The 14,814-nt window shown below is 44.4% G+C and carries 12 protein-coding genes; 9 read left to right on the top strand and 3 right to left on the bottom strand.

The genetic code is table 11. From position 1 onward, the window contains the following. Positions 1-6 precede the first annotated feature (6 nt). Genes QYC28_RS08165 through QYC28_RS08145 form a run of 5 tightly spaced genes read left to right on the top strand, consistent with a single transcriptional unit; the run spans position 7 to position 1,920 of the window. A complete protein-coding gene (locus QYC28_RS08165) occupies positions 7-285 on the top strand; it encodes a monovalent cation/H(+) antiporter subunit G (protein ID WP_181496944.1) in 279 nt (92 codons plus the stop codon). Continuing rightward, positions 278-808 (top strand): DUF4040 domain-containing protein, encoded by a 531-nt coding sequence (locus tag QYC28_RS08160; RefSeq protein WP_149819858.1) that lies wholly within the window; start codon positions 278-280, stop codon positions 806-808. Before QYC28_RS08165 ends, QYC28_RS08160 begins: the two co-directional genes overlap by 8 nt. Beyond that, a complete protein-coding gene (locus QYC28_RS08155; RefSeq protein WP_149819856.1) occupies positions 805-1,464 on the top strand; it encodes a Na(+)/H(+) antiporter subunit B in 660 nt (219 codons plus the stop codon). The genes QYC28_RS08160 and QYC28_RS08155 overlap by 4 nt, the downstream gene beginning before the upstream one ends. A 30-nt stretch (positions 1,465-1,494) precedes the next feature. Continuing rightward, the gene (locus tag QYC28_RS08150; RefSeq protein WP_286668590.1) at positions 1,495-1,773 is read left to right on the top strand and encodes a DUF2887 domain-containing protein; all 279 of its coding nucleotides are present in this window, start codon (positions 1,495-1,497) and stop codon (positions 1,771-1,773) included. 3 nt (positions 1,774-1,776) lie between these two features. After that, complete coding sequence (locus QYC28_RS08145) at positions 1,777-1,920, top strand: DUF2887 domain-containing protein (protein WP_302679285.1); 144 nt, start codon at positions 1,777-1,779, stop codon at positions 1,918-1,920. Positions 1,921-1,947: 27 nt separating this feature from the next. On the opposite strand, the gene hisH is transcribed toward QYC28_RS08145, so the two are convergent. Together hisH and QYC28_RS08135 are read right to left on the bottom strand one after the other, a co-directional pair. Next, positions 1,948-2,565: an imidazole glycerol phosphate synthase subunit HisH gene (gene hisH / locus QYC28_RS08140; RefSeq protein ID WP_399363219.1), complete on the bottom strand. Its 618-nt coding sequence runs from the start codon at positions 2,563-2,565 to the stop codon at positions 1,948-1,950. Between the two features lie 63 nt (positions 2,566-2,628). Further along, entirely contained in the window at positions 2,629-3,240 is a 612-nt protein-coding gene (locus QYC28_RS08135; RefSeq protein ID WP_149819852.1) for a cation diffusion facilitator family transporter, read from the bottom strand. Between the two features lie 755 nt (positions 3,241-3,995). Here QYC28_RS08135 and QYC28_RS08130 point away from each other — a divergent pair. Next, on the top strand, positions 3,996-4,676 hold the full coding sequence (locus tag QYC28_RS08130) for a transposase (RefSeq protein ID WP_302679283.1): 681 nt from the start codon (positions 3,996-3,998) through the stop codon (positions 4,674-4,676). On the opposite strand, the gene QYC28_RS08125 is transcribed toward QYC28_RS08130, so the two are convergent. Then, positions 4,659-5,522, bottom strand: a complete 864-nt coding sequence (locus QYC28_RS08125; protein WP_149819848.1) for a PD-(D/E)XK nuclease family protein — start codon at positions 5,520-5,522, stop codon at positions 4,659-4,661. The genes QYC28_RS08130 and QYC28_RS08125 overlap by 18 nt on opposite strands. Positions 5,523-5,862: 340 nt before the next feature. On the opposite strand from QYC28_RS08125, the gene QYC28_RS08120 reads away from it, so the two are divergent. From QYC28_RS08120 to QYC28_RS08110, 3 genes are read left to right on the top strand one after another with little or no spacing between them, the layout of a single operon-like run. Next, positions 5,863-7,617, top strand: a complete 1,755-nt coding sequence (locus QYC28_RS08120; protein ID WP_149819846.1) for a hypothetical protein — start codon at positions 5,863-5,865, stop codon at positions 7,615-7,617. Positions 7,618-7,634: 17 nt separating this feature from the next. After that, on the top strand, positions 7,635-9,002 hold the full coding sequence (locus tag QYC28_RS08115; protein ID WP_302679282.1) for a hypothetical protein: 1,368 nt from the start codon (positions 7,635-7,637) through the stop codon (positions 9,000-9,002). A 2-nt stretch (positions 9,003-9,004) separates the two neighbouring features. After that, the gene (locus tag QYC28_RS08110; RefSeq protein WP_302679281.1) at positions 9,005-14,749 is read left to right on the top strand and encodes a DEAD/DEAH box helicase; all 5,745 of its coding nucleotides are present in this window, start codon (positions 9,005-9,007) and stop codon (positions 14,747-14,749) included. Positions 14,750-14,814: the final 65 nt, after the last annotated feature.

Raw genomic sequence — 14,814 nt, 5'->3', positions numbered from 1 at the left:
TCAGTGATTTTACAGTGGATTAGTTATGCCTGTATTAGTTTTGGTCTCTTTCTTTGGCTGTGGGGAACATGGCCGCTGGTGGGTCGGCGATCGCCCCTCTATAAACTGCATTTTTTGTCAGTCTCCGATACCTTAGGTTCGATGGCAATCATGATCGGTGTCTTGCTGCGCATTCCCCGCGAATGGCCACTTCTGGTCTTGGCGTTGATCTCCCTCGCCCTCTGGAACACCATTCTGGGCTATGTTTTGGCCTACTGCTCCCAAGGGGAGGACACTGATGGATAGCTGGTTCATTGCTGTCACTGCACTCTTGCCTCTAACAGCTCTGATGCTGGTGTTTCAGGAGAATCCCTACCACGCCCTTGTCATTCGCGGCATTATTGGTGCGGTGGCGGCTCTCCTCTATGCCATTCTCGGCGCTGCTGATGTGGCACTGACCGAAGCCCTTGTGGGAACAATGCTCTCAATTATGCTCTACGCCGTTGCAGTACGCTCTTCCTTGGTGCTGCGATTGGGCATCTTAGCTTCGGCACTCTCCACCGATAGCTTGGATCATTTACTGGCAGCCATTCGTGAAGCCGTTGCTCCCTATCATTTGCGTGTTGAATTAATTATTTATCCCACCTTTGAGCAACTTAAAATAGCGCTCCGCGATCGCGAGATTCATGCCCTATGTGCTGAAGAAACCACTCAATTATTAACGATGACCCGTGTAGCACGCCTTTACACCATCCTCAAGCCCCACCTCACCAGTCTCACAGAACTCGTGTATTACCCCTTGCCCAGTGAAGAGGAGTCAGCGACATGATTTGGCTCTATGGCATTGCGGCAGTGCTGCTGCTGGTGAAAATGCTGATGATCCCCACCCTACCTGCGGTACCAACGCTTCCCATTGTCGAAACCCTTGTTAACCAGAGTGGCATTCCCAATGCCGTTACGGCTGTGATTTTGCGCAATCGCCTGTACGACACCATTTTTGAAGTGGTGGTATTCACTCTTGCCATCATGGGGGCACAGTATCTACTCAGCAATGAAAAACCCCTTGGCCACGTTAGCCGCTTTAATGATCAGCCCTCGATTGTTTTGGCAAGATTTGGCGCCACCATTTGCTCCCTTGTGTGTATTGAGTTGGCCTTGCGGGGGCACCTGAGTCCGGGGGGTGGATTTGCGGCTGGCGTTGCTGGCGGGACGGCGATCGGGCTTGTGGCCATTACCTCAGCTCCAGAATGGCTAGAGAGCATCTATCGTCGCTTCCATGCCGCCACATGGGAAAAAATCTCCGTGATTGTTTTCATTCTCTGCGGTGCCAGCCTGTTGATGGGGGTGGCCTTGCCGGCGGGTCAGTTTGGCACCCTCCTCAGTGGTGGCTGGATTCCTTGGCTGAATATCCTCATTGCCCTAAAAGTGGCCTTGGGGTCGTGGGCGGCAGTGCTGACATTTATTCGCTATCGCGGCCTGCTTTAATCCATGCTCCCGTGATATATTCCCTAGCCCATGCGCCGCGACTCCCTCTTTTACCAACTGTTTGCTCAACTGCCTCAGACGCTCTTTGAGCTGCTCGGAATTGACTATCCTAGAGGCTACCGCTTTGACTTCGTTGAACTCAAGCCAACCGCCTTCCGCATTGACGGTGTCTTTGTCCCCCCTGATCCCTCAGGAGTGGTCTATTTTTGTGAAGTCCAGTTTCAAAGAGATAATACCTTCTACGAACGCTTCTTTGCTGAAATCTTTCTCTATTTGCGTCTGTATCGCCAGACCTTCTCTGATGGGTAAGCCGTGGTCATTTATCCCAATCGATTACTTGCGCAGCGGAGTCAGACAGAAACAGAACTGAAGCAGCAAGCCATAATAGAGTTAATCATAACAACTGTCCTGTACAAGTTCACCACACTAAGTCGCGAGGAGGTGCTGATGAGGTGATTCACAATTATTGTACTGGATAATATCTCATTCTTGATTAAAATGGCTATACTGGTGTTTGACGAGAGTGACAAAGTTGCGCAGTAGTTGCAGGCCGATCTTGCCCGACTTTTCGGGGTGAAATTGACAGGCAAAGATATTGTTGCGGGCGATCGCGGCTGTGACAGTTTGCTGACCATGACGGACGGTGGCGGCCACAAGCTCTGGATCATCAGGGGCGACAAAGTAGGAGTGGACAAAATACACCCAAGGGGTTGGCGGTAAATTCTGCCAGAGGGGACAGGCGGGTTGCGTTAGGGTGAGTTGGTTCCAGCCGATGTGGGGGATTGTGAGGCCGGGTTCAGACTGAAAGCGTTTGACTTTCCCCGCAAAAATACCAAGGCCGGGTTCTCTGCCTTCTTCGCTGCACTCAAACAAGACTTGCAGACCCAGACAAATCCCCAAAAAGGGCATCCCCTGCTGAATCACCCGCTGAATGACAGGCACCAGTTCCCGCTCGTGGAGATGGGTCATGGCGGGGTCAAAGGCACCGACACCGGGGAGAACCACGGCATCCGCAGCACAAATGTCACTGGCGCGATCGCTCACTAAGGGCGTTGCCCCCACGACATCAAGGGCTTTACTCACGGAATGCAGATTGCCCATATCGTACTCAATGATGGCGATCGCTGGTCCGCTCACAGGAGACTTCCCCAAAAGTAACCCTACTTATTCTACAGGGGTGTTCATCACCGCCTGCCTTGCATCCCGCACAATACGAATTCCTCCCCAGAGCACAAGGCTGGCGATGCCAAAACCCACAATCAAATCAGGATAAGGGGATCGAAAGAGGGCGACCAGCCCGCCGGCGATAATTACGCTGACATTGGCAATCACGTCATTTTGGGTAAAAATCCAACTGGCGCGCATGTGCACCTCCCCTTGCCGATGTTTGGCAATCAAGTAAAGGCAGTAGCCATTGGCCACCAGTCCAAGGAGAGCGATCGCCATCATCCAATCTGCCTCTGGGGCACTACCGCTGACAAAGCGACGGATCACATCTCCCAAAATTAAAACTGCAAGGGTCATCTGAAAAAGACCACTCAGACCTGCCGCACGGGTTTTGTGCCTTGGAGAACGCCCCACGGCATAGAGGGAGAGGCCATAGACGAGAGCATCGGCAAGCATATCAAGAGAATCAGCAATCAGCGCTGTGGAATGAGCAAGGATGCCAGTAATCACCTCCATAAAAAACATGAGCACGTTGATCAGCAGCACAATGCGCAGGGTTTTGCGCTCCGCCGCATTTCTTGCTTCGATGTGGCAACCACAATCGGACATGGGCTATTCCCAAACGTATCTAAATATCATGGCTGAAGTAGCTATAGGATTGCCAGACCTCGGATAGCACAATTGTTTAGCTAGTCAATGAAGATGTGACTTGCCATACAACGGTCAGAGTTATTCTTTTAAATTAAACTGTCACAATTATTGACACAAAGTGGCTTTAACTAGCAGCTACAGCTACTTAGGGTACTAACCGGTATTCGATAATACAACAATAACATTGGCACTTTGATTGACAAGTAGGTCTGATTGTCACTTGATACGTTAATTTTTGTTGCAAGATTCAATATTTCTGCCTCAAATCAGATCATTTGACCATAGAATTTTTCTAGAACATCTTTTTCAAGCGTTAAGACTGTATGACTCAGTAACACCAAGCTCTATACTGGTTAACTTTTGGGGCTATGCAGAGGTAGACTATAATGTTGAACGTGTTGAAAAAATGTTGTAGGGGTTTCTCGACCTAAATCAATCCGTGGCTACAGCCTAATTTATTCTGGTCAAGATTTACCAAAAGGTAGTCGATCAGGTCAGCCGTTTAGAGATTATTCAAATCCATCTTCTAAGGTTTCTCATCATCAATGCCTACATTATCTTAAGTAAAGAGTAAAGCAAGAAAAACATACCAATACGAATGAAAGAACTATTGGTCTCATGCCAGAAGTGTTGAAAGATAGTTTGAGAGGCTAGAAAAAAGGGAAGAAATGTCATATTCTTCCCTTAAAAGAAGAAGAAAAAATCAATTTACTATGGCATCTTTTGCAACTCTTGTCAAGTCCATTCTCAATCGGCTCAGCCCCTGTGACTACCCCGTGCTGAACTCTCAATTGTTCTTCAAAATCTGGTTGACCTACGTTCTCGACCAAGGGTTAACCAGTATGAGAGCCTTATTTTATCGCTTGAATCATGCAGGGATTACAGTGGATATGTCAACGTTTTCCAAAGCCAACAAAACTCGGACAACCAGCTTATTTGAGGGGATTTACACTCAACTGATGTCTCAAGCTCAAAAGAGACATCGTACTTCAAGCATGACGCTGTTTCCTATCGATTCAACCATCATTACCCTGACCAGTAAACTCTTTTGGTTCTATAAATATCATCAAGTGAAGTTAATTACGGGATTTGATTTAACAGAGAACATCATGGGTAAAGCGGTGATTTCTTTTGGGGAGAGACATGACCTGAGCTTTCAAGAGGAGATTCTAGAAATGATCCCTGAGAACGCTGTTGTAATCATGGATAGAGGGTTTGCGAGCTGGCAATTTTTAGAGCGACTGAGTGAGAGGAAGTGCTCATTTGTTGTACGTATCAAGAATAACATGAGAATGAAGCTCAATCATGAGAGATATCGCGTGGTTCAATTTTTTGACGAGAATCAAACGGAGTTTCGTATAGCGACAAAAGTCTCCTTACAAGCCCTCCACTGAGTCGGCATAACTATAGAGTTCAATCCCTAGCGCCTCAGCCACCGGTCGTGCGCGTGGATCAACCATTGGCGAAATCACAATTTTGCGGTCAATTTGGCGCTGGTGATGCCGCGCATAGAAATTCACCTTACGGTCAAAGATATACATCCCTGCCTTATCAATAGAAGATTTGATTTCACAGGCAATGGTTAAGCCATTTTTGATAATCAAGTCTAGCTCCACCTGATCAGGGCGACCAAAGACTTCACCCTCATGGTCGTAGAGGGTTAAGTTCAAAACCTCAACCCCAAAGGATTCCGTCAAAATGCCCGCGAGGGCGTTGCGAAAGCTGGTTTCTGAAGCAATTCCCCAGCGAGCACCAAGGGCTCCAATTGTACTGTCAAAGCGCTTGTCAAGACGCCGAATCTCTGCAAGTTGCTCATGCCACCTGCGATCCTGTTCTTCCCAACGCTTGGCCTGTTCTTGCCAGCGGCGGTCCTGTTCTTCCCAGCGCTTGGCCTGCTCTTGCCACCTGCGATCCTGTTCTTCCCAGCGCTTGGCCTGCTCTTGCCAGCGGCGGTCCTGTTCTTCCCAGCGCTTGGCCTGCTCTTGCCACCTGCGATCCTGTTCTTCCCAACGCCGGACCTGTTCTTGCCACTTGCGGTCTTGTTCCTGCCAACGGCGTGACTGTTCCTCGCGATCGCGCTGTAGTTCGCTGAGGATACGGTCAAACTTGATATCTGCCTCACGGCGAGGCAGAGAAACGTCCAAGACCATGCGCAGGATCAAATCTCTCAAGCTGGGATCTTGAGCCACAAGCTGCGGTAGCTCACGCTGAATGAGCGCAATAATTTCCTCTCGCTCCATTAAAATTAGCTACTCTGAAACCTGTAACCCTATTCTAAAGATTTTCGAGTTCGAGGTCATTGCCCTGCTGCCCTTAAAGGAGTCTGAGGAACTGGATCTAGCTGAAAAATGGTAGGGGTAAACTGTTTATTTACACATCTTAAAGGAGGAGCGTGACCGGTAAATTTAGGTCAGTTTTAATGATAGTAGCCAGCGAAGGAAAACCCGCATGGAATCTTCAAAAGAACATCAAACTATACCATTCTTCAGTCTACTCTCCATTTGCAACTGGAACTCAGTCGTCGCTGCTCGATAGTGCATTGGAGCTTTGATTGGCAGCCAGAGCTACTGGTCACTTAGGATGTTAATTTTTCTTGCAAGATTCAACACTTCTGATCCTGATCGTATGCTAAACTTCTCATATCATCAAAATTCAGTGACGGCGAGGATGAGCAATTATTCTGACTGGAATGCGTCTATCATCAGCTACTTCACCCAGAATGTGCCATATGGTACAAAAATCTACCTGAGCCTTGATGATGATACCTTAGGGAAAATTGGCAACAGTTTCAATCGCGACTGCAATCATGAATCATGGGTCACAAATTTCTGCCAAGCTGTGAGGGACGTCGTAGTAAAGGGTGAAGGAATAGACTTAGAGACTGTATCAGGCTTAGACGATTGGGGCTATCCGAAAGGGGTTGCTTTTTTAGGAATTATGGTCTTGGCGGCAAACCAAATGGCAGAAGATGAAGACAGTAAGTTAGACGAGACTAATTACTTCTCTAGGTTTCGGCAGATATTAAATTTACCTAAAGATGGGCAACCCAGCAGGCCAAAGGGATTACACATAAAACAAAATGAAGATGCTCCCGAGAAAGTGTTATGGGAAACATGGAATAGGTGGTTGCTTGAGCAGGGCTTCATTCCAACTGCTAAAGAAGGTTCTGGCAAGCAAAGAAAATACATCAACTATCCAATATCTCAATCATTACTTCGCAATACAGACAAGGATCGATTAATAAGACTCTTTACTAAAAAGCAATGGCAAACAAGATGGGATGAGCAAACATTATTTGCGAAAGTGGCTAGTGAATACTCAACATTTACTCAACATCTCAAAAAGTTAATAGATGATCGTAGTCGCTATGAATCAGTAGCTCAGGCAATTCATGAAACTTATGAAGATTGGCTGGCGAAAGGATCACCAAGCACCTTAACTGGTGGAACAAAGCATAGGGAATGGAGTCACCAGTTGTACACGGGGATATATCGCACTGAAGATTTTCTGGGAAATATTGAGTACTACCTGTATCCAAAGCAACAAAAAGGGCGATCGCTTGGTTCATTAACAGTAGAAGTCAATGGAGAACGATGGGATTTACGAGAAGATAGAGCGGGCTGGTATTTACCGATCGGACAACCTTTGTTGAGACAAGAAATATCCCAAGGCAAAACATATCAGATAAATCCCAATACCCAAGTTGAGAAGCTAATTTTACCCAAGCGAGACTTTTGGATATTAGTACCCGATCCAGATAACCCTGAATCAGGGGTATATGCAAGCTGGAGTAGTCCAAAATTGGGAGAGCAGTTTATTATCCTTTTTAGGGAATCATTATTTACAGATTTACAAAGATTGAGAGATGAAAACCTAATTCAATGGGAAGGCGATCGTGATACAAAATATCTAGTTTTTGGTGATAACTCAGATTGGTATGAGGTTTATCAGTGTCAAGTCCTTTCTAAAGCATGGGATGCAGTATTTATTCAATCAGCAGAATTGAAAAATGAACTACAACCGAAAACATCGCTATCTATTAGTTTTTCAGGAGGGTTAAGAGTACCCAAGAAGAATAATACATGGATCAGTGATCATCTCCCACAGGTAACAGTATTTGCATTTCATCCAACCGTTGCGGTAGAGATTACCAACATTACTACCAACGAAACGGTTTACTCTGATCAGTCTTTTTCAACTAATCAACGGCATTCAATTCCCAATTTGACTCAAGGTAGTTTTATAGTTAGTGCCACCTGTTCAGGGCAATCTGCTCAGGGACTAATAAAAGTTGTAACATGGGATGAAATTGATTTTACAAGTTTTAGTGCTTAATCAGCAAGGAGTTAGTCATGACCCAATCCAGACAAGAGAGAATAAGTAGACAAAGATTAGTGAGATGGTATATGGGATTTAAGCAAAGGACAAATAAATTAAAACCCGAACAGCTAATCGAAGTTATATCTAGGTCAGTTCAGTCTAGAAATCTTGTACAGTACATACCATTATTAAGAATCGAAAAAAAACCAAAAGGGGAATATTACTTTTTTGTTGCCATTGAGAGCATAAAAATGGGGGATATTCCATCTGAAGTAGATAGTTTTATTAAAGACTTAAAGGAAATTTTTTTTAATTTTCCTGTTGACAAGAAACGCAACCAATTTACTATTGACGATATTAAACCAATGGTTGGGGCAGCACATGATGTCCAAGATTACACAAATCCTATTCCATACCGATCGCAACAAAAAATTATTCGTGAGAGTCCTTTAGACTTGGTTGATAGTACAAACACTCAAAACCTCAGCGATGAGCAAATTAGACAATTCTCAACTAAGCATGAACATCTGCTTTATTGGCTATCTGCTTCAGGAAGCGGCACATGGGAATCCTTTAAGAAAACCTGTGAAATTCTTGATCTCCCTGAGCCAAAGCGCATTTTAAGGCGGCTAAAACTACTGAATCATTTAATTACCTCTGATAATGGCTCTAAATGGCAAGTTAATCCGCCCTCTTTAGTACATGTGGGTACTGATTCTGAACCTAGCGATCAGACTTTTTTACTTCATGGTCAGCGTAGCCATCGCTTTTTACAGAGGCTTAGAGAATTTGGATCACTAGAGGAAAGACATCAGCCAAGAGGGGAAGCACCTCGCAGAATTAAGCTGATACTGTCCAGTCAAATTACGGATGAAATTTTAGCTCAAAGGATGCAAAATTATGGATATTCTATTAAATTTACTCAACCTCCAAGTATTCTCAGCCTTAATGATTGGCAGAATAGTTTGAGTAGAATTGACAGTATCCTCACTTTTAATTTTGATCTGAAGAGATTTGATGGAACAGACTTTGTTGATTGTACTTTTCAAAATCAAACTGGGTTTTATCAGTTTTTGGCAAAGGACTCTACTTCACAGCTTAGGTACAGTTTTTTCTACGATCAAAACAGAGATCAGTGGTTACAAGGAGATTGGTATGGATTAAGATTTTTGGCAATTCTATCTCTTGGGCAGAATGTTGAGTTTTACTACGATCGCCAAGAAAAAACTTTGGCAATTCCTATGGCTCAAAGGTTGCCAGAGATTTATGAATCTCATTTAGTTATGGCATCTGGCATGTTACCTACCTACCGAGATGGCTTCTTGATTTATAATAGAATTAGTTCACGGCTGGCTAGAGAAATTTCAAAAGCTCTCAAGATTACACTAACTGAGCAGTAGTTATGCATGATTTACTTGGCACATATCAAAGACTTGATCGCATTTATCAACTTTACATCAAGAGTGCATTTCCCTTGCGGTATCCTGCCCTAGCCAAAGAACGCGATCGCCGCTTGCAATTTCTTCGTGATCCCCATAATCCTGTCCTGACTATTCCACCATTAGTTGAGCCAGTACCAATTTATCCCTCATCAGGCATGAGCTTGTCTGATGCCGCAAGAAATTTACCAAGAGAATATCAAGAGTTAGACCAACTTGGACAAACTCTCTTTGATGATGGAATTCAGCTTTATCAGCATCAATGGCAAAGTTTACAAGAGGCGATTGTTAATCAAAGAGATATTGTGGTTACAACGGGAACAGGATCGGGTAAAACAGAGTGCTTTCTCTTGCCACTTTTAGCTGAGTTAGCCAAAGAATCTCAAAGCTGGACAGCACCTAATGCTAAACCTGCAAATCAACGCTGGTGGGATGAAACTGATAATCCTCGTGGTGATTGGGTTGCTCAAAGGAGCCATGAAACTCGTCCTGCGGCTGTACGCGCCTTGATTCTCTATCCCTTGAATGCTTTGGTAGAAGACCAATTACGCCGATTACGCAAAGTTTTAGATAGTCCTACTGTGCATGAATGGCTCGATCGTACTAGAGCAGGAAACCGCATTACCTTTGGACGCTACACAGGGCTTACCCCTGTACCTGGAACAAAAACTAGGCTAAACCGTAGAAATGAGCAGGTAACCAATTCAGTCAAGTTGAATGAATTAAGAACTATCATGCGAACTATGGAACAGGAATATCAAAATCTTCAAAGTGGTATTGAAAGTGATCCATCACTGCTTAATGACATGCCAGATTTACGCTTCTACTTTCCAAGATTAGATGGTGGTGAAATGCGATCGCGCTGGGATATGCAAGACCATCCCCCTGATATTTTGATCACCAACTATTCAATGCTGAATATCATGATGATGCGAAGTATCGAAAACAATATATTTGATGCTACAAAGAGATGGTTAGAAAGTAATCCAGAAAATAAATTCTACTTAATTATTGATGAGCTGCATGCCTATCGGGGTACACCGGGTACAGAAGTTGCCTACATCCTTCGCCTGTTATACTATCGCCTCGGTTTAACTGCTGATTCACCCCAACTGAGAATCTTAACGACCACAGCTAGTTTAGAAGCAGGACAAGAGGGAAACGACTTTCTGCGGCAGTTTTTTGGTCGGGGGGACTTTAGTTTGATTACTGGGGAGCAAACTCCACCTAGAGAAGGAGCACGGTTAAATATCAATCAATATAGCGATGTTTTTGCTCAGTTTGCTCGCTCAGTTCAGCCCGATCCATTTCGTCCCATGCAACCACCTGATATTGAATCATCACTGCCATACATAACTACTTTGGCAGAAAATTTAGGAACTTTCAGTAGTGACTCTGACCCACGCAGACAACTGGGTGAAGCTCTAGAAAATATAGAAGCGGCAGATGCTATCAGAGATGCTTGTAGAGCCGTCAATGGTAGTGTTCGTGCTACTGATGTAAGAGATTTAGATGATCAGCTTTTTCCCAATGCTAGAGAACTAGGACAGCTTACTTCTGATGCTATGCGAGGATTTTTAATGGCATTGGGAATGAGTACCTTGGCTAACGGCCGATCGCCCCAACCAGTGAGAGGTCATTTATTTTTCCATAACTTGCAAAATCTTTGGGCTTGTACTAATCCCAATTGTACCGATCCAGCCGTTGATCAAGAGTTACGAAATAGTCAGCCAAAACCAAGTAGACCAACTATAGGAGCAATTCATGCCAACCATAGTTTATCTTGCTCCTGCGGTTCTCGTGTCTTAGATTTAATTGTTTGTGAAGTCTGTGGCGAAGTCCTAGTGGGCGGATACAAAGCTACAAGAAAGGTAGGAAATACTACTGTGGAAATTCTCACTCCCGATCAACCTGACTTGGAAGGAATTCCAGATGCGGTTATATTAAGTCAAAAGTATGGCAACTATCGCATTTTTTGGCCCCTACCTAATGATCGCAATCCTTGGGAAACTCAACCTCAAGATGAGCAATGGACTCACAATGGAATTAAGTGTAAATGGACTAAAGCAAAACTAGATCATGTAACTGGAATGCTTGATCAGTCGAATACACCGCCAAGGAAAAATCAGGTACCAGGTTGGCTTTATCAAGTGATGGGTAGTGGCTCAGATGAAGCTTCCGCTTTTCCGAGTAAGTGTCCCCGATGTGATGCAGACTACAGCAGAAGAAAAATATTTCCAACTCCACTGCATACCCATCGCACAGGTTTTCAGAAGGCTTGTCAGGTGATTGCAGGCGGCTTGTTGAGAGAAATGCCTGCACCTGCCCCTCAAAGTATTCGTTCTCCTCGTAAATTGGTGATTTTTTCTGATAGTCGTCAAGATGCGGCAAAACTGGCGGCGGGGATGGAGCGAGATCACTATCGAGATATGGTGCGATTACTACTAATTCAATCCTTTAAGGATTATTGGGGAGATTTATTATCATTTGTGAAACAAACCTGCACGAACCAAGATATTCTTGACAGAATAGAAGATTTGAATCCTAGGCTGAGAAATGATCTGAATCTACCTAATTCATCAGATGACATGGAGCGGTACAAACGCTTTGCTAATGCCTATCCTACTCTCACAACAGAGGCACTTTCTTGGATTAGGAATCTTCCTTCTGCCAACGAATCGGCAAGAAGTGAATGGCTAAGAATGCTCCGAGATTATCCAAATCGTGTCCCCCTCTTGGATTTAAGGCGCAAATTAAGAGACTCTTTATTGCAGTATGGAATTTGTCCAGGGGGGACTGATCTCAGTGCTCTAAACTACTCAGTAGGTCAGGGCGCTGGAAAAGAATGGCATCCTTGGTTTGAGTGCTATGACTGGCCAGATGACTGGGGCAAACCAGTGGTTCAAGTATATCCTATTACTCCTGAACAGACTAATCATTGTGATCGCCTAGAAGCAAAATTAGCTGATGAGATGATGTACGCTATATTCATTCATTCAGCTAGGGTACTTGAGAATATTGGACAAGCGTGGGTTAGCTATTCACCTGTCGGGAATGCCTCTGATGTTTTGGTTCAAGTCGTGGATGCTGTCATTCGCCAATTAGGTATCCGCCGACTTCATAGATACTCCAGTTATTTCCATCCAGGGACTAATCAAAACTTACCCGGCTATTCTGAAAGATATTGCAACTGTATCGCTAATGTTTCTTCCGCTGATGTTCTAAAACAGCTTGCTGGCTCTAATGCAGGCATAGCTAGTAGTGAGAGTCTTGTTCTCGATCCAGACAGACTTTATCTTGTACCTCCTCCTCCTACACAATTGAATAGTGATGGCACTCGCCCCGGTTATCGCTGTCCCCAATGCAATGCTTTTTATCTTCATCCTGCGGGTGGAATTTGTCCTGAATGCAATACTTCCAAAAATAAAAATGCGCCAATAGTAAGGCTTGAACCTAGCCAAAGCAGATCGGATTTTGATTACTACACTTATCTTTCGGAGCAGTCGGGGAATCCTTTTCGGATGAATGCGGCAGAACTCACAGGACAAACGGATAAGGATGAGCGACCAAAACGCCAGCGCTGGTTTCAAGATGTATTCATCAGTCAAGAAATTCCCAAGGTTCAAGGCATTGATCTTTTAAGCGTAACGACCACAATGGAGGCTGGTGTTGATATTGGAGCGTTATTGGCGGTGATGATGTCTAATATGCCCCCCCGCAGATTCAACTATCAGCAACGGGTAGGACGGGCAGGACGGCGTAGTGCAGGAGTTTCTCTAGCGGTTACTTTCTGTAGGGGTAGAAGTCATGACGATTTTTATTTCCAGCGTCCAGAGAGCATTACGGGTGATCCACCTCCCCCACCCTATGTGGATATGCGTAGTGAGGAGATTTTTAGGCGAGTGTTGATCAAGGAAGTTTTACGACAGTCATTTAAAGAAAAAGGGATTAGTAGCTCTTTGGAGCTAACTGATAGCGTGCATGGTGAGTTTGGCAAAGTTGAAGACTGGCATAAATACAAACCTCAGATTATTGCTTGGTTGCAGGATAATTCTAATAAGTCAAAAATTCTATCTATTTTAGAGGCATTAAAAATCCAAGTTGATTTAAGCACAGAAGACTCTCAATTTCTGACTTATCTTCGTAATGACCTTATTCCTGAAATTGATCGTATTGTGGCAGATGCTACCTACACTCAAAATAATTTGAGCGAGCGATTAGCAAATGCAGGATACTTGCCTATGTTTGGCTTTCCAACTAGGGTAAGGCTTCTCTACACCAAATGGTCAAATAAAGAAACCATCGATCGTGATTTGGATATAGCGATCGGTCAGTTTGCGCCAGGTTCTCAGACTGTAAGAGATAGAGCAGTGCATACCGCCTGTGGAGTTGTGGAGTTAGTACCTCAAAACAATGGTAACTACGTTGATGTTAAGCCTGGTTTTTCGCCCCCTTTATCTGAGCCTAACCAAGCACTGGGGTTATGCAGTAATTGTCAAGCCGTAGTTTATCCCTATCAACCTGATCAATCTATTACTGGCAGTAAAATAGATCAACTTTTTGAATGCCCTGTGTGCCATCAACAAAGTTTACGATCTTTGGATGCTAGAGAACCAAAAGGTTTTTTTACGAATTTGAAACCAGAGGATTATGATGGGCAGTTTGAGTGGCAACCTCGCTCGACCCGCCCCACTGTTAGTATCAATTCTCCTGCTGGTAATCCAATCTTAGTTTTGAACGCTAATGTTTCTTCTGTAAGCGATCGCATTATTTCAATCAATGATAATGGCGGGAGGGGAGGGTTCGATTTTCAAAATGCCTCAGTATTCGGTAACCCCAAATCAGGAGCTTATGTAGTTGCCGATGCCATTGAAGGGAGCGATCGTGTTACTGGTTCAGGGCAGAAATATAAAATTGCACTTCTTTCACGGCGCAGAACTGACATTCTCTTGGTAAACATTGCCCGGTGGAGTGAGGGGGTATTTGCTGATCCAATGACGGTAGAAGGGAGAGCGGCATGGTATTCCTTCGCTTTTTGGCTCAGGATTGCCGCCTCTGCTTATTTAGATGTCGATCCGCTGGAATTGCAAGCAGGATTTCGTACATTAGCTCAAGATGGCAAAGTTGTAGGCCAAGCGTTTCTCTGTGACAGTTTGGAGAATGGTGCAGGCTACTGCAATTTTTTAGCCAATCCTCATCAATTTGAGAAAGTCATGGCTCAATCAGACCCTAATAATTCTCTGTCAATAGCCTACCGTTGGCTGAATTCTCAAGGTCACGGCAGAAACTGTGATACTTCTTGTAATGACTGTTTGCGGGATTATCGAAATCTTGCCTATCATGGTCTCCTAGACTGGCGATTGGCTTTGGATATGGCTCGATTGGTCAGAGACTCATCCGTTACTATAGACTTAGCCTCTAATTGGGGGAATTTCCCTAATCCTTGGCAAAGTTTAGTAACTGGTGCAATTTCTACAACTTTTCAACACCTTGGTTATGGCAGTCCTACTCAGTTTGCTAATCTAACTGGTTTTGTGAAAAATCAGAGAAACAACAGTGTGATTCGAATTATCCGCCATCCCTTGTGGAACGATCGGCATACTGAATGGATAGAAGCTGTGGCAGATGCTAGAACACGATACCCTAACTATCAGATTGAACATGCTAATCCTTTGATTGCCCTCCGACGACCCGGAGATTATGTTTAGATGAGCACTGGTAAATTCATTTGATTTGATGAGAGATCAGGCAATAAAATCGGCTTTACAATATA

It is taken from the genome of Thermosynechococcus sp. HY596 (genome assembly GCF_030518715.1).
Lineage (GTDB): Bacteria > Cyanobacteriota > Cyanobacteriia > Thermosynechococcales > Thermosynechococcaceae > Thermosynechococcus.
The sequence above is the reverse complement of the archived record's forward strand: the minus strand, read 5'-3'. Positions and strand labels throughout refer to the sequence as shown.

Excerpts from the sequence above, each read along its gene's own strand:
- QYC28_RS08150 (WP_286668590.1), top strand. The coding sequence starts at position 1,495 with ATGCGCCGCGACTCCCTCTTTTACCAACTGTTTGCTCAACTGCCTCAG.
- QYC28_RS08115 (WP_302679282.1), top strand. The coding sequence starts at position 7,635 with ATGACCCAATCCAGACAAGAGAGAATAAGTAGACAAAGATTAGTGAGA.
- QYC28_RS08110 (WP_302679281.1), top strand. The coding sequence starts at position 9,005 with ATGCATGATTTACTTGGCACATATCAAAGACTTGATCGCATTTATCAA.
- QYC28_RS08125 (WP_149819848.1), bottom strand. The coding sequence starts at position 5,522 with ATGGAGCGAGAGGAAATTATTGCGCTCATTCAGCGTGAGCTACCGCAG.
- QYC28_RS08135 (WP_149819852.1), bottom strand. The coding sequence starts at position 3,240 with ATGTCCGATTGTGGTTGCCACATCGAAGCAAGAAATGCGGCGGAGCGC.
- hisH (WP_399363219.1), bottom strand. The coding sequence starts at position 2,565 with ATGGGCAATCTGCATTCCGTGAGTAAAGCCCTTGATGTCGTGGGGGCA.
- QYC28_RS08120 (WP_149819846.1), top strand. The coding sequence starts at position 5,863 with ATGTTAATTTTTCTTGCAAGATTCAACACTTCTGATCCTGATCGTATG.
- QYC28_RS08130 (WP_302679283.1), top strand. The coding sequence starts at position 3,996 with ATGGCATCTTTTGCAACTCTTGTCAAGTCCATTCTCAATCGGCTCAGC.
- QYC28_RS08155 (WP_149819856.1), top strand. The coding sequence starts at position 805 with ATGATTTGGCTCTATGGCATTGCGGCAGTGCTGCTGCTGGTGAAAATG.
- QYC28_RS08160 (WP_149819858.1), top strand. The coding sequence starts at position 278 with ATGGATAGCTGGTTCATTGCTGTCACTGCACTCTTGCCTCTAACAGCT.